Origin of the sequence: Candidatus Phytoplasma asiaticum (assembly GCF_015100165.3) — a bacterium.
Classification (GTDB): domain Bacteria; phylum Bacillota_I; class Bacilli_A; order Acholeplasmatales; family Acholeplasmataceae; genus Phytoplasma; species Phytoplasma citri.
The window spans coordinates 119,005-143,615 of record NZ_CP097206.1 but is presented as its reverse complement, the minus strand read 5'-3'; the positions used below and the strand labels follow the sequence as shown (position 1 = coordinate 143,615).

Genomic DNA, 24,611 nt, shown 5'->3' with positions numbered 1-24,611 from the left:
TTAAGTTGAAAATATTAAAAGCAGTGATTTTACCAACGATAATGAGCAAAACTTCTATTAGCTTCAGACATACGATGAATTTCCTCACGTTTTTTAACTGCTAATCCTGTTCCAGAAGCAGCAGAAATAATTTCTTGAGCAAGTTTTTCTTGCATACTTTTTTCATTACGTTTACGTGCTCCCATAATTAACCATTTCAAACCTAAAGAATAACGTCTTTCTACTGAAACTTCTAAAGGAACTTGATACTTTTGACTCCCAATAGTGCGTGTACGTAATTCTACTAAAGGCATAATATGATTAAAAGCCTCATTCAAAACTTCAATAGGTTCTTTTTTTGTTAACATTTTAACTTGAGATAAACAATTATATACTATAGAACAAGCAATATCTTTTTTTCCATTTTTCATTAATTTATTAATAACTCTAGTTACTAAAACAGAATTATAAATAGGATCTAAAAGTAATGTTCTTTTTTTAAAACTTTTTTTACGAGACATAAGTTTATACACCTTAATTTATTTACATTTTAATAAATTCTTATTTTTTCGCACCATATCGGGAACGACCTTGTTTTCGATTGGATACTCCAGCAGTATCAAGAACTCCTCGAATAACTTGATAACGAACTCCGGGCAAATCTTTAACACGACCACCTCGTATTAACACAAGACTATGTTCTTGTAAATTATGACCTATACCAGGAATATAAGCTGTCACTTCTTGACGATTTGACAAACGAACTCTAGCTACTTTTCTTAAAGCAGAATTAGGCTTTTTAGGAGTGGTAGTATATACTTTCAAACAAACTCCAGATTTTTGAGGAGAATTAATATTTTTAAATTTCTTTTTTAAAATATTAAAACGAACAGATAAAGCTGGTGATTTGGTTTTAGTATTTTTTTTTACTCTTCGTTTTCTGATTAACTGAGAAATAGTAGGCATATTTAAATAATAAAACCTTTCTTTGTTATTTTTGGTAATTAGAAATATAAGACGACCTAAATTTTATCTTTTTTTTGAATAAAAGTCAATATAAACTTCATATCGTTAAAACAAGATTATTTAAAAAACTTAACAATAACAACTAGCTCAAAAATAAAAAATATATAGTCAAATTTAATTTATAAATTATGATTAACAATTATTTATTAAAAATTATTTATTTTTATCTTCTTCTGTTAAAGGATATTCGAATAAAGAATGATTTAAAATTCCGGTTCCGGCAGGTATTAAACCGCCTAAAATAACATTCTCTTTTAAACCTAATAAAAAATCTTTTTGACCTTTAATTGTAGCATCAATTAAAATTTTAGTAGTTTCTTGAAAAGATGCCGCAGATAATAAAGAATCGCTTTTTAAAGAAGATCTCGTAATACCCAAAACTATAGGACGTCCAGCTGCTAATTTTTTATTTTGTTTAATTAATTGCATATTTATTCTTTTAAATTCTTTAATAGAAACTTCAGACCCCGGTAATAAATTACTATCCCCTTCAGAAATAACTAAAATTTGTTTAAACATTTGGCGAATAATAATTTCAATATGTTTATCACTAATGTAAACACTTTGAGATTGATATACTTGCTGTACTTCTTCCAAAATATATTTTTGTGTATTTACTACAGAACTAATACGTAATAATTCCCTTAAATCTATTGAACCAGAAGTTAAACGTTGTCCGGCTTTTATAGCCATGCCATCATTAACTAAAATATCTACATTAGAATCTACAGTATAAATATATTCTTGTTGAGGATTAATTGCTGAAACTATAACAATATCTGATGAATAAAGATTACTAGATTTAATTTCTTTAATTACACCATCATATTCGCTTATTAAAGCTTTACCTTTGGGCTTACGAGCTTCAAATAATTCTTGAATACGCGGCAATCCTTGAGTAATATCAGAAACCGATAAAACTCCTCCTGTGTGAAATGTTCTCATAGTTAACTGAGTACCAGGTTCGCCAATAGATTGGGCAGCAATAATACCAACAGCTTCTCCGATCTCAACTGCTTTATTAGTGGCTAAATTTAAACCATAACATTTAGCGCAAATACCATAATCAGAATTACATGTTAAAACACTTCTAATTTTCACCGATAAACATCCAATGTTTACAATATTTTCCGCTATTTCACGAGTAATCAATTCACCAAAATTAACTATAACTTGCTTATTGAAAGGATCTACAATACTTTGCGCTATATAACGACCAAATAAACGTTGTTGTAACGAAATAATCTCTTTACCATCTTGCTCTAAAGAAGTTACATAAACACCTTTATCACTGCCGCAATCATTTAACATAATAATCACATCTTGAGCAACATCAACTAAACGACGAGTTAAATATCCTGATTCAGCCGTTTTTAAAGCTGTATCAGTAGAAACCTTTCTAGCTCCATGCGTCGAAATAAAAAATTCATGAACATTTAAACCTTCTTTAAAAGAAGATTTAACAGGGATTTCTAATTGATTATTAGTAGGACTATGCATTAAACCTCTCATACCGGATAATTGTGCAAAATTAGAAACATTACCACGAGCACCACTATCACTTATCATAAATAAATGATTATCTTGATTAAATTCTTGCATCAAACCTTCTTGGATAACATTACGAACATTTTTCCATTCTTGAATAATTAAACTTTTTTTTTCGCTAGTGGTCAAAAATCCTTTGTCGTGCCATTGCTCAATTTCTATAATTTTATTTTCTACTTGAGCTATTAATTCATCTTTTTTAGAATAAACATTAATATCTGCGTGAGAAATAGTTACACCTGACATAGTTGAATATTTAAAACCTAAATTTTTAATATCATCTAACATTTTAGATGTTTCCGAAATATTACTTCTTTTAAAAACACGATCAATTATAAGCGACAAAAAACGTTTTTTAAAAGGTTCCGGAGTAGGAATATTATTCAAATATTCATTCAAATGAACGCCTTTAGGTATAAAATAAACATCTGGTGTTTTTATTTCTAAATTAAATATAGTAGGTTCTTGCAAATAAGGAAAATCATTAGGCAAAATACTATTAAAAATCAATTTACCTAATGTAGTAACTAAATATTTATTTTTTTGATTATCATTAAAATAAGAAGAAATATTAGAAACACGCACTAAAATACGAGTATGTAAAGCTATTTGTTTATTATAAAAAGCTAATTCAGCTTCTTGTAAATCATTAAAAACTTTACCTTCATTACGATGTTTATAACGATGTTGTTCGTTTCTACTATCAGAATTATAACCTTTTATAATACGTTTGCGTGTTTCTTCAATAGTTAAATAATAATTTCCCAAAACCATATCTTGAGAAGGAGATAAAACCGGACTACCATTTTTAGGATCCAATATATTATAAGAAGATAACATTAATAAACGAGCTTCAGCTTGAGCTTCTACAGAAAGAGGAACATAAACAGCCATTTGATCTCCATCAAAATCTGCATTAAAAGCTAAAGTAACTAAAGGATGTAATCTAATAGCTTTACCATCGATTAATTTAACTTGAAAACCTTGCAATCCTTGACGATGTAAAGTAGGTGCTCTATTTAATAAAACAGGATGTTCTTGGACAACTTCTTCTAATAATTTCCACACATGTTCGTTCATTTTTTCGTATAAAATATTAGCACTTTTTTTATCAATACCTTTAGATTCTTGTAATTTATTTAATACGAAGGGTTTAAACAAAACAATAGCCATTTGCCGAGGAATACCGCATTGATGTAATTTTAAATCAGGTCCTACGATAATAACAGAACGACCAGAATAATCTACCCTTTTTCCTAATAAATTTTGACGAAAACGTCCTTGTTTACCTCTTAACATTTCTGATAAAGATTTTAAAGGTTTATTACGTTCAATATTAGAAGTGCTTTTTTTACTAGATTTAGCATTATCAAATAAAGCATCTACAGCTTCTTGTAACATTCTTTTTTCATTTTTAATAATTAATCTAGGAGCATTTTGTTTTAATTGTCTTTTTAAACGATTATTACGATTTAAAATTCTGCGATATAAATCATTAATGTCAGCAGAAGCAAAACGTACACCTTGTTCTAAAGCAACTATAGGTCTTAAACTAGGAGGAATGACATTAATAGCTTCTAAAACAATCCATTCTGGTTTATTATCGGACTGATAAAAAGATTCCATTAATTCTAATCTTTTAACAATCAAATCTCTTTTTTGCTTAGATGCTTGTTTTAATTCTAACCTTAATGACTGAATAGTTTCTTCCATATTCAATTCTTTTAACATAGTTTTAACAGCTTCAGCACCAGTTAAAGCGACAAAATTATTATCACAACGTTCCAAATATTGACCATATTCTAACTCAGATATAATACTATATTTAGTTAAATCACTATTACCAGGATTAATCACTATATATGATACATAATAAACAATTTCTGCCAATTCTTTAGCTTTCATTCCTAATAAAATAGCTAAGCGACTAGGTAAACTATTCAAAAACCATGTGTGAACTACAGGAGCAGCTAAATCAATATGACCCATTCTTTCCCGTCTAACTAATTGTTCTGTAATTTCTACACCACATTTAGAACAAATTTGACCTTTTTTTAAAGTTTGTTTTTTAGAACATATACATTGTAAATCTTGAACAGGACCAAAAATAATGGGGCAAAATAATCCTCCTTTTTCCGGTTTAGCCGTACGATAATTAATAGTTTCATAATTTACAACTTCACCATAAGATTTTTGACGAATTTCATGAGGAGAAGATAAACGAATCTTAAAATAATCATATTCTCGATTGCTATTATTTGCAAAAATGGCCTTATCAATTATCCATGAAGATGCAGATTCATTTTCATTATTCTCATTTTTCACAACGATATCTTCTATATCCGCAACAGAATTATCAATTTTCTGATTCAAATTATTTTTCGAACCATTATATAAATTTAAAATATTCATTACAAGATCCTGATGAGAATGATTATAACTAAATAACTTAAGCAAAACATCTTTATCAGTTGTTAATAAAGAGAAACAATTGAAAATATTATTTTGACATAAAATATCTAAAACCTCTTGATTTAAATTTAAATTATTTAAAGATTCAGGAAGACCATATTTTTTTAAAATAACTACAAATTCTTTAAAAGATTCTTCGTTTAATAAAGAAACTAATTCATTTAAATGATAATTATTAATATCATTTAAACTATTAATACCTATAGATTTTAAATTTTTTAAAGTTCTTTTAGTTAAAGTAAAATCTTCAATTTTCATATTTAACATAATCTGGGTTACTTCTTGTTCTCCTTATTATTCGAAACTAAAGAACGATTAATTTGATTATCTTTAGTATCAGCTTTAATTAATTCTACATGCAATCCTAACGCTTGTAACTCTTTAGTAAAAACTCTAAAACTTTCCGGAATAGAAGGTTTAGGAAAACGTAAACCATTAACTATAGCATGATACAATTGATTACGTCCTATAATATCATCACTTTTCAAAGTTAAAATTTCTTGTAAAGTATGAGCGGCTCCATAAGCCAATAAACTCCAAGTTTCCATTTCACCAATTCTTTGACCACCTAAAAAATTACGACCACTACCAGGTTGTTGTAAAATTAAAGTATAAGTTCCAACATTTCTAGCATGTATTTTATCTTCAACCATATGAGATAATTTTAACATATACAAAATACCCACAGATATAGGATTATCATATGGTTCACCTGTTCTACCATCGTATAAAATCATTTTTCCATCAAAAGGCAAATTAGCTTCTTGCATAATATTTTTTAAATCTTCATTATCAGCCCCATCTAAAACCGGAGTAGCTACCTTAATATTTAATTTATACGCAGCCATTCCTAAATGCATTTCTAGAATTTGTCCAATATTCATCCTACTAGGTACACCTAAAGGATTTAAAATAACATCTACAGGAGTTCCATCCGACATATAAGGCATATCTACTTTAGAAGCAATACAAGAAATTACTCCTTTATTACCATGCCTTCCGGCTATTTTATCTCCTTCTCGGATTTTTCGTTTTTTAGCTATATAAACTTTAATAATTTCATTAACACCAGGAGTAGAAATAAAATCACCTTTTTTAACAGAAAAATATTGAACGCTCTGAACAATTCCGCTCTCGCCACAAGGTACTTTCAAAGAAACATCTTTATAATCGCGAGATTTTTCTCCAATAATTGTTTGAATTAATTTTTCATAAGGATTATTTTCTAAAGAACTTTGAGGAATAATAACAATTTTGCCAACTAAATAATCACCTTCATTAACTTCAGAACCCGGAATAATAATACCTCGAGAATCTAAATTTTTAATAGCTTCGGAACTAACATTCGGTATTTCTCGAGTTATTTCTTCTCTTCCTGCACCCTTCTTTAATTCCCTAACTTGAATTTCATATTTACTAATATGAACAGAAGTAAAAATATCTTCTTGTACTAAACGTTCTGATAAAATCACAGCATCTTCATAATTATAACCATCCCAAGTCATAAAAGCTACTGTAACATTTTTACCTAAAGCTAATTCACCTTGATGAGTAGAAGAACCGTCAGCAATAATATCTCCTTTATGAACATTTTCATTTAATTTAACAATAGGTTTTTGTAAAATTAAAGTATCTTGATTAGATTTATCGAAAGTAGATAAAATATAACTCTTTTGCTCTCCATGGTTATTCTCAATAATAATTTTTTTAGCATCTACATAAACTACAACACCATCGTCTTCAGCAATAACAACGCAACCTGAATCTTTTACTATTCTATGTTCAATACCAGTAGCCACAATAGGAGCTTCAGAAATTAGCAAAGGTAAAGCTTGTCGTTGCATATTAGCGCCCATTAATGCTCTAGAAGCATCATTATGTTCTAAAAAAGGAATAGATGCTGTAGCTACAGATACAATTTGTTTCGGAGAAACATCTATATAATCAATTTGATCAACATTATATAAACTAATTTCTCCATTTCGTCTAGCGATTACTTTTGTTTGTTTAAAACTAAAATCATCATTTAAACAAGACGAAGATGTGGCAATAATACGGTTTTCTTCTTGAATAGAAGTTAAATATTCATATTGATGGGATACTACTGATTTACCATTTTCGTGAATTACTTTAAAAAAAGGAGTCTCAATAAAACCATATCGATCTACTTGAGCATAAGTAGCTAAAGAGCAAATCAATCCAATAGATGGGCCTTCCGGAGTTTCAATAGGACATAATCTACCGTAATAAGAATCGTTAACATCTCTTAACTCTACACCTGCTCGATCACGATCAATACCTCCGCTACCTAAAGCGGAAATTCTACGTTTTTGAGTAATAATAGCTAAAGGATTAATTTGATCCATAAAATGAGATAAACGAGAACTACAAAAAAAAGTTTTAATAGCCATAGAAAGAGAAGAAAAATTAAATAATCCTCCTGGCGTAATAGATTCAAATTTACTAATAGACATACGATCTTTAATATTTTTTTTAGTTCTATTCAAACCTACGCGTAATTGATTTTTTAAAAGTTCTCCAATCAATCTTAATCTTCTATTGCCTAAATGATCGATATCATCAATAGTTCCGATATTATGATAAAGATTTAAATAATAACTAATAGATGCTATTATATCAGATAAAACAATATTTTCGGCATCTTCGGATTGATCATTACCTATAATTTTAATAAAATGCTTATTGTTTTTGTTATCCACAACATAAACTTCTAAGCTTTCATTGAAAACTTTTTGCCGATCTTTAACGACTTTATGAACATATTCTTTATTAGCGAAATATTTCATAATTTTATCATCAATATTATATTTATGAGTTTCTAATAAAATCTTCAAAACATCATCATCTAAAAGTGTATCAGCCTTAATTAATACTTGTCCTGTTTGGAAGTGCAAAATATCTTCTTTAATATATATTTGATCATCATTTATATTTTTTCTATAAGTAAATAAATTATTATCATGATTTTGATTTTGCAAATGAAAATCTGAATTAACCAATTCTACACGAAATTTATCTCTATGTAATGATAATTTTTTAATAATTTCATAATTTAAAAAAGTTCCAGCCGAAAATAAAATTTTATCATTGGTTAAATCTTTAATATCTTGAGCTAAAAAAGTATTTTCAGCTCTATTTAAAACATCTAATTTTCGATTTAACTTATATCTTCCTACTAAAGATAAATCATATTTATCTTTATCAAACAAACGATTACGAATAAATTCTCTTGCTGCATTAGTAGGGACTCTTTCTCCTTGATGCAACTTAGAATAAAGCTCAACAATAGCATCATTACAATTAGAATCATTATCTTTATTAAAACTCAAATCTAATAAAGAATTTATGCCGAAAGCTTTTTCGATTTCTTCCTGAGTATCAAAACCTAAAGCATGAATAAATTTTGTTAAAGGTATTTTTTTAGAACGATCCAACTTAGCGTATAAAAAATCTTTATTATTTTGCTCAAACTCTATCCAAGCGCCTCTAGTAGGAATAATTTGAGCAGTAAAACGATTTTTATTAATTTTATTATCTAATTTAGAAGTAAAATAAGCTCCTGCTGAACGAACTATTTGCGAAACTACAACTCTTTCTGTACCATTAATTATAAAGGTTCCTGCAACAGTCATTAAAGGTAAATCTGTCATTAATATACGAGCTTTTTTAGTTTGTTGAGTAATAACATTTTCCAATGTTACATTTAAAAATAATTCCGCACTATAAGTAAAACCCCTTTTTCTAGACTCTTCAGCATTAAATTTAGGTTCTTCCAAAAAAAAATCATTAAAATGTAACTTTAAATCACCATTATAACTCTCAATAGGAAAAATACTTTTTAATGATGTTTTAATACCATAATTTAAAAATTCTTGAAATGATTTGGTTTGAATTTCAATTAAATTTGGTAAATCCAAATCATATTTCATCTTAGAATAATTTCGTCGTTCCACCTTGTTGCCATATTTTACATTACAATATTTTTTCATTTTTTTATTCAGAACTCCCAATAAATATCAACATAAATTGAATTTAAATTTAAAAAATATAAATTCTTAATAAGCAAAACACCAAAAACAAACTCAATAACAATAAAGATAATAAAAAACCTAAGATACCTATTTTAGTTCTCAGGTTTAATAAATATTTAGTTTATCAAAAAAATTTTATTTTTGTTGTCGCCTAAAACTATATTTTTTGCAACCAATTTATAAAATATTTTTTTTATTCAATTTTCACTTGAGCTCCTAAATTTTCTATTTGTTTTTTGATTTCTTCAGCTTGTTCTTTATTTACATTTTCTTTAATTAATAAATTAGCATTTTCGGCTTGACATGCTGATATTAATTCACCGATGCTAAAACCAAAATTTTTAACTAAATATTGAATAACCGCAGTGCGAGATTGACCCGCAGAAGTCATAATAATTTTAAATTCTGTTTGCTCATTTTTTTCTTTATTAACATCTTCGGTAGCACTACTTACATTAGCAACATTTTCCATTTCAATACCAAAAGAATCTTGAATTTTAGTTACTAATTCTTGTAATTCTTTAACTTTCATATCACCTAAAAATTGAATAATTTGCTCTATTTTATTATTTTCTGCCATTGTTAATCTCCTATTTATAATTTGTTTATTTTAACAAATACTTAAAAATGTCTATATAATATTAAAAAAATTTAATCATTATTAATTTCTATTTGTTGTTTTTTTTGTATTAATAATTTTAAAACAGTAATTATATTTTTAACAGGCACCAAAACACTAAATAACAACATAGATAACAATGCTGCTTTAGATGGTATTTGCGCCAATTTAATCATTTGTTCCGAAGAACAAATTTCATTTTCTACAATCCCAACATTAATTTTTAAAAATTCATTCATTTTAGAAAATTTGTATAAAGCATTTAAAGAAGAAAAAATATCCGAAGAATTAGATAAAGTCCAAAATAAAGCTTTAGGATTCTTAAATTCGGTTAATTCACCATATTTTGACTTAGTTAAAGCTCTTTTAATGATATTATTAGGTACCACTTGGAACTTACATGAAACTAATTTTCGCAATTGACAGCGTAAATTAGTTAAATCAATCACTTTTAATCCTTTAAATTCTAATAAAACAACTAAATTAGAATTATCAATATTTTGAGATAAATAATCAACATAATTACTTTTTTCTTTAATAGTAGATTTTAACATAAATTGTTGTTTCCTTTTTTAAACAATATAAATTTATCGATATAATATAAATCACAAAAAAATCTTTTATAACAAAATAAAATTAAAAAAATAATTTAAATAATTATTTTAAATTTTATCTAATCGATAAAAAATCAACTTTAATACCCGGAGACATAGTAGAAGAGATAGTTATATTTTTAATAAATTCACCTTTTATTGTTTTAGGTTTTATAGAAATTAAATGATTATACAAAAAAACCAAATTTCCCGTTAATTGTTCTTTATTAAACGACAATTTACCTAACACCGAATGAAGATTACCAAATTTATCTGTTTTATATTCCATTCTACCTTTTCGGATATCCTTTATAATCGGTTCCACATCCTCTGTCATAGTACCTAACTTAGGATTAGGCATTAATCCTTTAGGCCCTAAAAGTTTTCCTAACTTTGTTAAAGAAGGCATAAAACTAGAAACAGATATTAAAACATCAAAATCTGTCCAACCATTGGAGATTTTTCGAATTAATTCTTGATCACCAACAAAATCCGCACCTAATTCTTTAGCTTTCTGAGCTTGTTCGCCTTGAGCGATCACAACGATACAAAATTTTTTCCCCAAACCATAAGGTAAAACAACAGAACCACGTATATGTTGATCTAACTTTTTATGTTCAACATTTAAAACAAAAACGCATTCAGCAGTTTCATCAAATTTTGCAGTTTTGATATTATACAATAATTCAACAGCATCATGCATTTTATAAATTTGATTAAAGTCTATTTTTTTACTAATTGATAAATATCTTTTACTTCTTGTCATAAATTTTAATCCTTTTATACTATAAAAATATGCCTTTCTTTTTTTATCGATAAAAAATAATAAATTATTATTTTTCTACAATAATCCCCATATTAATAGCCGTTCCTTCTATAATTTTAGAAGCTTGTTCAATGGAATAAGCATTTAAATCTGGCATTTTTAATTTTGCTATTTCTATGATTTGATCATATTTAATAGTAGCTACTTTATTTTTAATCGAATCAGACGAACCTTTCGAAATATTAGCAGCTTTCTTTAATAAATCACTTGTAATCGGAGTTTTCACAATAAATTTAAAACTTTTATCATCAAAAACTGTAATTTCTACTGGTAAAGTAAAACCTAATTTATCTTTAGTAGCTTCATTAAACTGAGAGCAAAATGAAGGAATATTCACTTGAGCTTGTCCCAAAACAGGTCCTATAGGAGGAGCAGGATTAGCTTTACCAGCTAAAATTTGTAATTTAATATTTTTAACAATTTTTTTCGCCATTATAATTTATTTAATACCAACCTTTTTTATTTCTAAAAATGTTTAACATTTTCTCAATAATTTAAAAAATTATTTTATTACTAATAAATAACAAAATATTATTTTCAAAACGAAAATCCAATTAATTAAATATTTTAATAATCAAAATATCCAAAATATTCATAGTATTATAACATATTTAATCATACTAATTAAATTTCTTAACTAATTTAAAAAATTATTTTAATTTAATTTATTTCTTTAAAAGAAGAAAAAGAAATTTCTATAGGTGTTGCTCTACCAAATAACTCGATTTCGACCATCATTTTATCTTTTTCATAATCTACTAAAGAAACTCTACCTACTTGGCCAACAAAAGAACCGTTTATAATTTGAACTCGCTTATTAATTAAATGATCATAATTTGGTTTAGAAATAATTCCCATTTTTAATAATATAGGATTAATTTCGCTTTCAGTCAAAGGTATAGGTTTAGAACCTTTTTCTTTTTTAATAGAACCTAAAAATCCAGTTACTTTAGGAATATTACGAACTATAAACCAAGATTGGTTTGTCATAATCATTTTAATAAAAATATAACCAATATAAATTTTTTTCTCTATTTCTTTTTTAGTGCCATCAGCTTTAATTTTAATATGTTTTTCAGTAGGACAAATAACTTCATGAATCAAATTTGATATCCCAATACCGCTATTAGCTATCTTTAATAAATCTTGTTGAACAACTTTTTCATAACCTGATTGAGTTTGCAAAATATACCATTGAGATTTCAAAAGATTATTATCTTCATCAGTTACATCATTATCAATTATTTTATTATTTTTCATTTTTGATTGCATTTTAAACACCTAAATATATTTTCATTAATAATTTTTGAAATTTCATCATTTAATTAATTAAATTCATCATAAAATTAATTTTCAAATTTTTTTAAGCAAAGATATCATATAAACATCATAAAAATATTGAAATAAATTTAAAATCAAAATTAAAATAACAGTAAATACAAAAACCTGAATAATTTGCTTAATAATTTGGATTTTTGTCGGAAAACTTACAAAACGAAGATCAAAAAAAATATTCCGTACAAAAGGAAAAATACTAATTAAAAAAAAAACAATAGATAGTGATAATAAACAAATACTCCAGTGATCAGGAAATTGATGAAAACAATTGCAACAAACTCCCAAACAAATTATAGATAAAATAACACAAAAAATATTAATTACGCTGTATTCTTCCCGCAAAACTTGCATTAAAGGAATTGTTGGTTTTTCTTCGATTTTTTTATATACCACAGTTATCTCCTTTATATTTACAGATAATTTTATTCATCTAGTTTCTTCGTGAATAATATGTTTTTTGCAACAACAACAATATTTTTTTAAAACTAATTTTTGATTACGATTATGTATCTTAACACGATAATTACGACTTAAACAATTTTGACATATTAAAATATTACTTTTAACCATTATTCTTATATTTTCACAATTCAGATAACCTTATAAATTTTAATAACTTACTAAAGATAAATAAAATATATTATAATATAAATCTTTTAAATCAAGATAAGCTTTTCTCAATATTATAACATAACATAATTAAATAAATTAAGAAATAAATTAAATTAATATTTTTTATTTTTCATATATAAATAAAAAATAATAATAGCTGCCGAAACACTAACATTTAAAGAATTAACCATACCTTGCGTCGGAATACTAACTAAATAATTACATTTTTTTTTTAACAAAGAACGTATTCCTATACCTTCATTACCTAATATAATAGCTAAAGATTGATTTAAAGGAATAGTGTTTAAATTATTATCTATTCCGATTTCGGTCCCAATAATTATAAAATTAAATTTTTGCATAGTTAAAATGGTTTGATATAAATTGCAAACTAAAAAAATATTCACATATTCTAAAGCACCACTTGAAGTTTTAGCTACTGTACTATTTAAAGGAACCTGATGTTTTTTGCTTACAATAATTCCATCAAAATCACTTGCTTCTACAGTGCGTATAATTGCTCCAAAATTATGAGGATCTTGAATAGCATCCAAAATTAAAAATTTAACTATTCTATCTGATTTTTCCTTTAAATATTGCAATAAATCTTTTCTATATAAATAATCTTGAACTTCTGCCACTACCCCTTGATGATTATTATTTTGAACTTTATTATTTAGTTGATGTTTATCTAAAGAACAATAATTCGGATAATGACGTAATATAAAATTTAAAAAAACTTTATCTTTCATAAGAGGATTAATATATAAAAAATAAATTTTTCTTTTAGCTTTAAGAGCTTCTTTAATTATGTTTTTACCATAAATAATTACCATATCTATATAATTCTTTCGAAACTTCTAAAATCAATTTTATTTCTTAATTCGAAATAAAATTAACAAATTAATCGTTAATAATATAATAAAATCAAAATATTTAATCAAAATAACATCCCAAATAGCAGTCGCGATTTCATAAATAAAAGGTATCTTCCAAACGAAAATAATCAATAATAAAGAAAAAATAAACATAATACTGAAAAATAAAATTATTTTAAATTTATCAAAAGGAAAACAATTCATAAATAAAATACTAGCGAAAATAAAAGCAGTTATTAAAGTTAAAAGATAAGATATTTGATAATGAGATTGAAAACTATTAATTTTTCCCGCATATAAAGTTAATATCAAAATATAATTAAAACTAATTAATAAGCCATAAATTCCTGATTTTTTTAAAACATCGCTAATAAAGAAATTATTTAAAGGTTTATAATTAGATTCTAAAGATAAGAAAAAAGAAGGTATACCGATAAAACAAATATCAATAAAATTTAATTGTAATGGAGTAAAAGGAAAAAAAATTAAATTCTTACAAAAAAAATTATTAATTATTGTAATCCAAGCTAATAAAAAGGTAAAAATAGTTTTAGTTAAAAAAACAATAGAATTTTTTTCTAAATTATTAATTAATCTACGACCTTCTAAAAAAACAGATGGTAAAGAATCAAATTTAGAATTTATCAAAATTAAATTTGCAACATTTTGAGCAGCCTTACTTCCTGAAGCCATAGAGATAGATAAATCGGATTCTTTAAAAGCTAAAATATCATTAACTCCATCTCCAATCATAGCAACTTTTTGATTATTACTTTTAAAACAAGAAATTAATGTTTTTTTTTGTTCCGGAGTAGCCCTACCAAAAACATCATATTTATTAGATAAATCACATAATTTTTTAGATTCTATATTAGTTAAATTAAGAGATTTTTCCTTAACCGAATTAATCAAACCAATTCTTTGAGCTATATAACCTGTAGTAAAAGCATTATCACCAGAAATAATTTTTATTTTAATACCTAAATTTTGAAAATACTTAATAGTTTCGTAAGCATCTTTTTTAATAATATCTTCTAACAAAATCAAAGATATAACTTGATAATCAGTATTATTATCGATATTAAATAAAAGATCATTGGTATGAACTAATAACAATACTCTATAACCTAAATTAGTATATTTTTTTAAATCTGTTTCAAGAATCTCATTTGTTTGTTTTAATAAAAATTCCGGAGCACCTAATAAAAATGTACCTAATCCTTCAAATTCAATAGCACTATATTTTCTTATACTAGAAAAAGCTTGTAGATTTTTTACTTTATAAATGATTTGAGAATTCAAATAATCATTAAAATAATTATATAAGGCTTTTTGAGTAGGATTATTATCGGTAGAAAAATGTTGAACAAAATTAGCCATTAAAGAATGTACATTAATAGTATCATCAGCAGAATATTTTAAAATTTTTTTAACATTCATATTACCATCAGTAATAGTGCCAGTTTTATCTAAACACAATATATTTATTTGAGACAACATTTCAATGCCTAACAAATCTTTCATATAAGCTTTACGTTTAAATAACCTGATAAAACCTAAAATAGAAATCATACTCATTAACAAGAATAATCCGGAAGGAGTCATACCTAACATAAAACCACATATTCCTAATAAATGTTCATCATTCAAGTGATAAAAATTAAATTTATATGAACAAAATAAAATTATAGTAGTAGGTATTGTGGCAAAAAAAATTAATTTCACTAACATTGAAAATGTTTTCATTAAAGGGGTTTTGATTTTTTGATATTTTTTAGCTTGTTTAATCAAATTAGAAACATAAGTATTTTCCCCCAAAGAAATAACATCAGCATAAGCTAAACCTGAAATAACATAACTACCAGAATATACAATATCACCTATTTTTTTTAAAACTGATTTCGATTCACCTGTTAAAAATGATTCATTTACTTCTAAAACTCCATGTTTGACACAAACATCTGCTACAATTTGATTACCTAATCCCAATACCAAACAATCACCTAAAACCAAATTAGAATTCAAAATTTCTATAATACAACCATCCCGAATAACTTTAATATTATTCGGTAAAATTAAATTAATTTTATCCAAAGTTTTTTTTATTTTAATTTCTTGAACAATACTAATGATAATATTTAAAGAATTTACTATTAAAAAAAATAATTGATCATAACGTCGCATTTTCAAAATAATAATAACAATCACAAGTAATAACAAATTTAGACATGTAAACAAATTATTACAAATGATACTCAAGATATTTTTATCATTATTGATTGATTTATATTGTTTTTGATTTTTCAATCTTCGATTTACTTCATAAGTAGTAAGACCAAAATGACTTAAATCTTGATTTAAGAAATCATTAATTGCAGAATTTTCCAAACTTGTTTTATTAATATCGTTATTGTTATTCATATTTTCACCTGCTCCGAAATAATAATTACTTAAAATTTATTATCAAATAAAATTCTGTTGTAATAAAATATTTCTAAAAAAATCTGCTTGATCGAAGTCTTTTAATTTTTTAGCTCGCTGCCATAAATAATAATATTCAATCATCTGTTCTGTAACATTATTTAAAATAATAGAAATATCTAAATTATTTAAAATATAAATTAAAGTATAATATAATTCAGATAATACCCGCAAATTACTTATATTTTTAAAAATATTTTTTAAAATTTTTTCAATTAAAGTAACAATATTAGGAGTATCCATATCATTCTTCATAAATTTATGAAATTGTTTTAAATAAATTTTATTTATTTCGTAATTATAAAAATTATTTATTATTATTGTAAAATTAACTTTATTTAAAATTTTTAACATTTTAAAATACTTGATTTTAATTTCATTAATCAATCCTTGAGTATAATTAATAGGTTTTAAATAATGAAAATGACAAAACAAAAATTTAATAATATTAGAATCTTTAATTTCAGTCAATAAATCTTTTACTAGAACAACATTATTCAAAGATTTACTCATTTTATGATTATGATAATTAACGTGTCCTATATGCATAAAATAACGAGCTAAAGGTTTACCATCGCTAGCCATAAATTGAGCTTGTTCGTTTTCATGATGAGGAAATTTTAAATCATGACCCCCACCATGAACATCAATTGTGTTTCGGAAAATTTCTCTAATCATGACTACACATTCAGTATGCCATCCCGGACGACCTAAAAACCAAGGACTAAAATAACGAATACCGATATCAGTTTTTTTCCATAAAACAAAATCTTCAGAATTTTGTTTCACAAAAACATTTTTCTTATTAATATTTGTATACAATTTATTAATCTTTTGGCCACTTAAACAACCATAATTAATAATATTATTATTACAAAAATAAACACCTTCATTAGTCAAATAAGCATACTTTTTTTCCAAAAGTAAGCTAATATATGAAATCATTTGATCTATATAATTAGTAACCAAAGGAAATTGATCAATTCCATGAATTTCTAATTTATCTAATAAATAAAAAAATTGTTTTTTGTAATAATCAGCTATTTGTTTCTCAGTACTTTTATTTTTGATAGCAACTTGAATAATTTTATCATCTAAATCAGTAATATTAACAACTAAAAAAACTTTAAAACCTATAGATATTAAATATTTTTTTAATAAATTAAAAAAAATTAAAGATCTAATGTTACCTATATGAAGATGATCATATACAGTAGGACCGCAAACATAAATATTAACTTGTGAATTATTTAAAGAATAAAATTCCTCTTTTCTACCAGTTAAAGAATTATAAAATTGTAACATCCAAAAAACCTTTTTATATCTTTATTTTTTTAAACCTACAAACAATTTAAATTATTTAAAACAATAAATAAAAAATAACGTTGTTTTAATACAATAACTAATCAAAAATTAATTTAAATTTCTCTAAATTTTTTAATACTTTATCTTTACCTAAAAGCTCCAAATAATCAAATAAATTCGGTCCTTGCGATTGACAAGTACATAATATTCTAACTGTTTTAAATAAAATTTTTAAATCCATATTAAAATCCTGTTTTAAATTTAAAATTATTTGTTTTAATTCAAAAGATTTAAAAATATCTAATCTATGAAACATTTCTAACAAAATAGGTATCAATTCATAACCTTTATGTTCGATTAAAAAAAATTTTAATTCATAGGTGACTAAATGTTCAGTAACAAAAAAAAACCTATACAAATCAATAATTTCCTGAATATAATATATTCTATCATGCAACAAAGAAACTAATTTACTTATCCGATCATGTTCTAAATCAATTTGAAATTGTTTAAAAAAAACTTTAACCTTAGCAACTAATTCTTCTAAAGATAATTTTTTTAAATATTCTTTATTAATAAAATTTAATTTTGAAATATCAAAAACAGCGGGATCTTTGCTAAAACGTTTCATATCAAATAAATTAATGATATTTTCTTTATTTAAAATAGTTTTATTCGTGTTTGGAGAAAATCCTAAAAAAAACAAAAAATTCAAAATTGCTTCAGGTAAATAACCTAAATTCCTATATTGTTCAATAAATTGAATCACATCGTAACAATTACGTTTACTCATTTTTTTTTTATTTTGATCTAAAATTAAGGACATATGAGCAAAATTAGGAATTTTCCAATTAAAAGCTTTATAAATCATTATTTGTTTTGGAGTATTAGTAATATGTTCTTCTCCTCGTAAAATATGAGAAATTTTCATTAAATAATCATCTATAACAACAGCATAATTATAAGTAGGATAACCATTTTCTTTTAATATAATCCAATCTTCAATATCTTTACTAGCGAAACTAATAGGACCACGAATCAAATCTACAAAAGAATATTGTTGATCTTTAGGTACTCTAAAACGAACTACGTAATCATTTTTATTACTACGAGAATAAACCTTATATGCTAATTTTTTTTCTAACAATATTCTTGTATATTTATCATAAATAGATAATCTTTCCGATTGTCGATAAGGTCCATAAGATCCTCCTACATCAGGACCTTCAGACCAATCAAAACCTAACCATTTAAGTTGTAATAATTGTTTTTCTTCGCTACCAATTACGTTACGAAAAACATCTGTATCCTCTATACGAATAACAAAAGAACCTTTAAAGACGTGAGCAAATAAATAATTGAAAAATGCTGTTCTAGCATTACCGATATGTAATCCGTTACCAGTCGGACTCGGCGCATAACGAACTCTAACAGATTCCATAATCATCCCCTTTTTATCAGAAAAAAAATAACTAATTAATAAAAAAATTAACGTTTAGAAAATTGAGGACGAGCTCGTGATTTTCTATAACCAGGTTTTTTTCGTTCTACAATACGCGCGTCCCTAGTTAAAAATCCTGCCTTTTTTAAAACACTTCTTAAAGAGGGTTTAGCTTTGAGTAAAGCTCTAGAAATTCCCAAACGAATAGCTTCTGCTTGAGAAGTAGATCCTCCTCCGTAAACAATAACTTTAATATTGTAACAATTTAATTCATTAGTTAATTTTAAAGGTTTTAAAATTTCTGAACGATTAATAGGAGATGATATATATTTTTCAAAATCTCTGTTATTAATTACAATATTGCCCGATCCAGTTCTTAAAATAGTTCGTGCAACAGAAGTTTTACGCCTACCAGTACCATTGAATTGTATTATTGTCATAAAATTATTAAACCTCTAAAATTTCCGGATTTTGAGCATTATGTTTATGAATATTATCGGCATAAACAAACAACTTCTTTTTTATTTTTCTACCTAATTTATTTTTAGGCAACATACCAAAAACTGCTTTTTCAATTATTCTATTAGGAAATTTTTGCATCATTTCCGTAAATTTTACTTGAGTTAAACCACCTGGATATCCTGAATGTCTAGAATATTTTTTTTGATGAATTTTCCTCCCTGTCAAAGTAACTTTTTTAGCATTAATAACTATTACATAATCACCATTATCAATATGAGGAGTATAAAAAGTCTTATTTTTTCCCATTAAAATGGCAGAAATTTTAGTCGCTATTCTTCCTAAAATTTTCTGATTAGCATCAATAATATACCATTTTTTTATAAAAGAATTTTCACTAACACTAATAGTACGATTCAAATCATTAAAATTTTTATTAAAAAACACTGAAGTATTATTATTAATCATAAATTAAAAAATCTCCATTCAAGACAAAATTAAGAAAAATATTTTAATCAATAATTTTATATAATTAAAATCCATCTATAAGCTAAAAATAAAGATATGAAAAATAAAAAAACATTCTCATTTATTGCAAAAAATAAATTTCATGCAAATTAAAAATTATAATAGCTAAAAAATTTAATTCAATATATAAAAAAAATCAATAGAAAATTATAAAATCGCAAGATAAATCCTCATAAAACAAATATAATCAAATTATATTAAAATCAAATAAGAATGTCAAGTATCTTTTCAATATATTTCCAAAACTATAAAAAATAAAACTTATACAATAATAAATCAAAAACAAATCAAAAAATAAATTCCTAAAATATTTTTTATATAAAAAAATACAAATTATTATTGTATAAATTTTAACTTAAAACTGGAGCGAATGATGGGAATCGAACCCACATATCTAGCTTGGAAGGCTAGAGTAATAACCATTATACGACATTCGCATAAACGGAAATAAATTAAATTATTAATAATAAAATGGTCGGGAAGACAGGATTCGAACCCGCGACCTCCTGGATCGTGATAGAATTATTGCGTTTCATGAAAGTTTCATTATTACAATAAGCCCCACACAACACCGTACAAACAAGTTTCCAAGTATACGGCGTTTAAATAATTTTATTTAAATTTTTCTAACCTATAAAGTTTAAATTAAATTTATTTAAAATTTAAATTTTATTCAAGTTAGATGTAATTAAAATATACAAAAATTATCTTTTTCCTTTCGCCTTGTGATTAGCTTTCCTAATCTCTTAAATGGGATCATGCAATAAGAATATTCCAAAACTTATCTTGAATACACCATGACTACTATGGTTTTGCTTTTCCCTTGCCGCTTCTTCAATAAAAATTTAAAATTTTTCTTAAAAAAATATCATGCAGTTTAGGGAGATAGAAGTTACTCTAAAATATTTACCCAATGACCTTAGGCGAGATAACCTAAAACCAAATATTTTTTATACAAAAATAAACGAATGATAGGTGAATCTTACAAATTAGTCCTTTTTAGTTTAACACAAAAAGGTGATAATTATTTTAATCTTGGGACCGAATTAAAATAAAACTTCAACACTTTAAAATTACTAATAATTATAATAATTTTAATTTTGTTCAAATAGTCAAATAGATTTCTTAATTCTCTTAGACTCTAATAAGAGTTTATCCATAGTCATCATTCAACTTGCGCAAACTTTTTGTAAAAGTATTTTTTACTCAATGCGCTTTTATATCTTGCTATAATCAATTAATCTTTCGATATAATCAACCAGATATATGTTGCGTCACATTATCATAATGACGATGGATGGTTAAACCACTAAATATTTTAGGCATCTTTCTCGCCCTCCCAAACCAGGCGCTCTAACCAAGCTAAGCTACTTCCCGACAAAAATAACAAATAATGGCACACCCAAGAGGATTTGAACCCCCAACCTTCTGAATCGGGATAGATTAAATCGGTTTAAAAAGTAAATTATCAAATTCACTTTTGTATTCGAAATTAGCCCCCCACAGAACCGGACAAGTAAGTTTCCAAACATCCGGCTCCTAACATCTATTATTTTTTTTGTTATTTGAAAAATAAATAAATTATTTTTCTAATTTATATTTAACATAACAGTATATTTTTAATTTTTATTAAACCGGTTTAGGTTTATATCGATTTTAAACATATTATTGATGGATTTGAATTAAATTATATTATTATAAAAGAAAAAATATTAAAGATTTATAATATCTCCATCTAATCCGGATTTTCCTAAAAAAATTTAACAATAAATTTAAATTAAATAAATAATAATAAAAATAAATCCAAATAATTTTTTTATTATTTTATATATAAATTTTTTTAAGATTTAATTTTTTACAAAATATTTAAAAATGAAAATTGATACAAATTAATAAAATTATTTACTGTCAATTATTAAATTTCTCGAATACAAAAAAACTAAAAGATATTGAAACTTTTTCGCCTTGTAAAGGTTATTATCCTTCTCCATGATAGGGTTATCCTAAAATATTCCAATTTTAATATTATTCCTATGACTACTCTAAGTTTCACTTTTCCCTTGGATCAGCAACTAGCTGTTTTAAGATTTTTTTTAAAATCTATCTTTAGGGAGATCAAAGTTACTACATAATTCTACGTGAAATTTTAGGTTCAGCTTACCAATTTATTTATAAAATCGAGGTGTTCATGTGTTTTTTAATAAACACATATTAGATAGCTGTTTGAAGAGTTAGTTAATACTAACTTTATAGATAATTAAAAGGTACTACGAATCTATACCTTTTACCTTCAAAATCTTGGTTTTATTCAATATCTTACCAAAGATGTCTCTGAAATGACCATACTTTTTAGCTGATTAGGGATTTTCACCTTTTCCTTAACTTCTGGTCTCGCGAAAACTTATTGACTAGATATTTCATCTCATCTCGCTTGCGTGCTTTTGCTATTGTTAATAATTCTTTCGAAATAATTAACCAAGCCCACCTTATGGTGTTTACGTGACCTCTTGTAATTATCGTACAAGGCTATTCGTTAAATAGCAGAATTATGCGCATCTTTTGCGCCCTCCGTAGTCAGATGCTCTATCCAGTTGAGCTATGGGTGCAATTTTTAAAATAAAATAATATTTAATGGTGACCCGTACGGGATTCGAACCCGTGAATGCATGCGTGAAAGGCATGTGAGTTGACCATTTCTCCAACGGGCCTAAAATAAAATTTAATATTTATTAAAGTATAGCTTAACAAATTTTAAATAAATAAAGATAAACACTAGAAGTAAAAAATTAAATGCTAAAGAAAATTTTCAAATTCAATCAAATTTAAAAATTACTTTTAAAAAAAATATTGACAAAATATAATTGAAGAAGATTAAACATTTTTGAACTAATAAACCGCTTTTTATTTTAACAACATTATTTATTAAAGTCAATATTAAAATAATCATTTTATCCAACTTAATTGCTTTTAAAATTAGATAATTCTAACCTTCAAAGACTTTAAAAAGAAAAAATATATATCTCTTATTAATAATAAAATTTTTTTAAAAATATTATTTTCAAAAAATTTTTATGTTAGAATTAATCTTGTATAAGATTAAAATAATCAACATTTATAATAAGTTTTTTGCTTTTTTAATCTTACAAATGAAAGGATAAATTTTATAAATATGCTTAAAGTTATAAATAATATAAAACAAAATTTTAACATTAATAAAATATTAATTGTTTTAATGTTTTTAATAACATCATTATTTACTATTAATTACATAACTTTAAATTCAAATTTTTCATTCCAAGCCAATATACAAACAGAAGAAAGCGATGATATATTAGAATATTTAACAAAAATGAGCAATAACCCGATAATAAAACAAAACAAAGAGTTGCTCGATCAATGCACTAATTTATTAAACGAATACAACCAAATCAAAAAAGATATCAAAAATTTTTTCATAGAAGAATTTAAAGATGTAAACGATCAATTATTTAATCCAATAGAAACCAGAAAAAATGAAATCGAAGGTCAACTTAATACAATAACAGATTTAATGAAAAACAAAGAAGACCAAAAACAAACATTCGAAACTCTAAAACAAAAAATAAATGAATATTTAGATAACGCATTAGAAAAATTAAAAAATATTGTAACATTCTTCCAAAACATAGATAACCAAGATACGATTACAACTATCGAATCATTAAAAGATAATTTAACAAAATTTAAAGAAATATATGATTATTTAAAAGACGACAACAACGAAAATTATAAAAATATAAATGATAAATTGTTGGATTTATATAATAACCAGAAGGAAAGCGAAACTGAATTAAGAACTTCAATAGAGGACACAAGAACAAAAATATCCAGCATAAATTCCATGTTAAAAACAGCAATTATAAGCGAACAAATATTAGATAAAGATATAAATAACCAAAACATAACATTAAGTGTTCTTATAAATCCGAATTTGGACGAAAAATTAAATAATTTCAAAAAATTAAAAGATAAAATAGATACAATTTTAAATACTGATACTAATACTAATATTCCTAAGAACAATAACGATGAGGATAATTTCGAATTTTCATCCAATAATAGTTCTTTTGCAGGTAAATTATTTTATTTATTATGTATTTTAATAACAGTAACATTTCTACTTATAATTTATCAATTTAATAAAAAAAATGAACACAAAAATAAGAGTTTATAATTTATACAAATACTTTTAAAATAAAAAAAGCACTTTCTAAATCGATTAGAAATTAGAAAGTGTTTTTTATTTTAATATTTACTTTTTTTAAAAATTTCATGATCAAAAAAAATACAAATGGCGGAGCAGAAGGGATTCGAACCCTTGCATCAATTTCTTGAACTACATCCTTAGCAGAGATGCCTCTTATAGCCACTTGAGTACTGCTCCAAGGAAAATTTATTAATTTTTTATAAATTTT

18 protein-coding genes and 3 tRNA genes are annotated in these 24,611 nt (G+C 24.9%); 1 reads left to right on the top strand and 20 read right to left on the bottom strand.

Translation table 11 applies throughout. The features are described 5' to 3' along the window. Positions 1-29: 29 nt before the first annotated feature. The 19 genes from rpsG to H7686_RS00485 all read right to left on the bottom strand — a co-directional run bounded on the left by rpsG (position 30) and on the right by H7686_RS00485 (position 22,865). Entirely contained in the window at positions 30-500 is a 471-nt protein-coding gene (gene rpsG / locus H7686_RS00575) for a 30S ribosomal protein S7 (RefSeq protein ID WP_193621928.1), read from the bottom strand. Between the two features lie 40 nt (positions 501-540). Then, a complete protein-coding gene (rpsL, locus tag H7686_RS00570) occupies positions 541-945 on the bottom strand; it encodes a 30S ribosomal protein S12 (RefSeq protein WP_193621927.1) in 405 nt (134 codons plus the stop codon). Positions 946-1,158: 213 nt separating this feature from the next. Continuing rightward, on the bottom strand, positions 1,159-5,292 hold the full coding sequence (gene rpoC / locus H7686_RS00565) for a DNA-directed RNA polymerase subunit beta' (RefSeq protein ID WP_193621926.1): 4,134 nt from the start codon (positions 5,290-5,292) through the stop codon (positions 1,159-1,161). An 8-nt stretch (positions 5,293-5,300) separates the two neighbouring features. Further along, positions 5,301-9,035 (bottom strand): DNA-directed RNA polymerase subunit beta, encoded by a 3,735-nt coding sequence (rpoB, locus tag H7686_RS00560; protein ID WP_193621925.1) that lies wholly within the window; start codon positions 9,033-9,035, stop codon positions 5,301-5,303. Between the two features lie 235 nt (positions 9,036-9,270). Next, entirely contained in the window at positions 9,271-9,657 is a 387-nt protein-coding gene (locus tag H7686_RS00555; RefSeq protein ID WP_193621924.1) for a ribosomal protein bL12, read from the bottom strand. A 71-nt stretch (positions 9,658-9,728) separates the two neighbouring features. Then, the gene (gene rplJ, locus H7686_RS00550; protein WP_193621923.1) at positions 9,729-10,250 is read right to left on the bottom strand and encodes a 50S ribosomal protein L10; all 522 of its coding nucleotides are present in this window, start codon (positions 10,248-10,250) and stop codon (positions 9,729-9,731) included. A 115-nt stretch (positions 10,251-10,365) separates the two neighbouring features. Next, positions 10,366-11,055, bottom strand: a complete 690-nt coding sequence (gene rplA, locus H7686_RS00545; RefSeq protein ID WP_193621922.1) for a 50S ribosomal protein L1 — start codon at positions 11,053-11,055, stop codon at positions 10,366-10,368. Between the two features lie 67 nt (positions 11,056-11,122). Beyond that, on the bottom strand, positions 11,123-11,548 hold the full coding sequence (gene rplK / locus H7686_RS00540; protein WP_193621921.1) for a 50S ribosomal protein L11: 426 nt from the start codon (positions 11,546-11,548) through the stop codon (positions 11,123-11,125). A gap of 227 nt (positions 11,549-11,775) precedes the next feature. Next, complete coding sequence (nusG, locus tag H7686_RS00535; protein ID WP_193621920.1) at positions 11,776-12,387, bottom strand: transcription termination/antitermination protein NusG; 612 nt, start codon at positions 12,385-12,387, stop codon at positions 11,776-11,778. An 81-nt stretch (positions 12,388-12,468) separates the two neighbouring features. Beyond that, positions 12,469-12,846 carry a hypothetical protein gene (locus tag H7686_RS00530; RefSeq protein WP_193621919.1) on the bottom strand — a complete coding sequence of 126 codons (378 nt, stop codon included), beginning with the start codon at positions 12,844-12,846 and terminating at the stop codon, positions 12,469-12,471. Positions 12,847-12,879: 33 nt separating this feature from the next. Beyond that, positions 12,880-13,023, bottom strand: a complete 144-nt coding sequence (gene rpmG / locus H7686_RS00525; protein ID WP_193621918.1) for a 50S ribosomal protein L33 — start codon at positions 13,021-13,023, stop codon at positions 12,880-12,882. A 155-nt stretch (positions 13,024-13,178) separates the two neighbouring features. Continuing rightward, a complete protein-coding gene (gene rlmB / locus H7686_RS00520) occupies positions 13,179-13,901 on the bottom strand; it encodes a 23S rRNA (guanosine(2251)-2'-O)-methyltransferase RlmB (RefSeq protein WP_193621917.1) in 723 nt (240 codons plus the stop codon). A 36-nt stretch (positions 13,902-13,937) separates the two neighbouring features. Further along, complete coding sequence (locus H7686_RS00515) at positions 13,938-16,364, bottom strand: HAD-IC family P-type ATPase (protein ID WP_193621916.1); 2,427 nt, start codon at positions 16,362-16,364, stop codon at positions 13,938-13,940. Between the two features lie 42 nt (positions 16,365-16,406). After that, positions 16,407-17,729, bottom strand: a complete 1,323-nt coding sequence (cysS, locus tag H7686_RS00510; RefSeq protein ID WP_193621915.1) for a cysteine--tRNA ligase — start codon at positions 17,727-17,729, stop codon at positions 16,407-16,409. A 97-nt stretch (positions 17,730-17,826) separates the two neighbouring features. Continuing rightward, the gene (gene gltX, locus H7686_RS00505) at positions 17,827-19,170 is read right to left on the bottom strand and encodes a glutamate--tRNA ligase (RefSeq protein ID WP_193621914.1); all 1,344 of its coding nucleotides are present in this window, start codon (positions 19,168-19,170) and stop codon (positions 17,827-17,829) included. A 47-nt stretch (positions 19,171-19,217) separates the two neighbouring features. After that, positions 19,218-19,610, bottom strand: coding sequence for a 30S ribosomal protein S9 (rpsI, locus tag H7686_RS00500; protein WP_193621913.1), 393 nt, complete (start codon positions 19,608-19,610; stop codon positions 19,218-19,220). 7 nt (positions 19,611-19,617) lie between these two features. Then, the gene (rplM, locus tag H7686_RS00495) at positions 19,618-20,097 is read right to left on the bottom strand and encodes a 50S ribosomal protein L13 (RefSeq protein ID WP_193621912.1); all 480 of its coding nucleotides are present in this window, start codon (positions 20,095-20,097) and stop codon (positions 19,618-19,620) included. Between the two features lie 422 nt (positions 20,098-20,519). After that, positions 20,520-20,594 (bottom strand) — tRNA-Gly (locus H7686_RS00490). Between the two features lie 2,195 nt (positions 20,595-22,789). Then, positions 22,790-22,865 (bottom strand) — tRNA-Glu (locus H7686_RS00485). Positions 22,866-23,326: 461 nt separating this feature from the next. Here H7686_RS00485 and H7686_RS00480 point away from each other — a divergent pair. Next, a complete protein-coding gene (locus H7686_RS00480; RefSeq protein ID WP_193621911.1) occupies positions 23,327-24,370 on the top strand; it encodes a hypothetical protein in 1,044 nt (347 codons plus the stop codon). A 118-nt stretch (positions 24,371-24,488) separates the two neighbouring features. On the opposite strand, the gene H7686_RS00475 is transcribed toward H7686_RS00480, so the two are convergent. Beyond that, positions 24,489-24,580 (bottom strand) — tRNA-Ser (locus tag H7686_RS00475). Between the last annotated feature and the right edge of the window lie 31 nt (positions 24,581-24,611).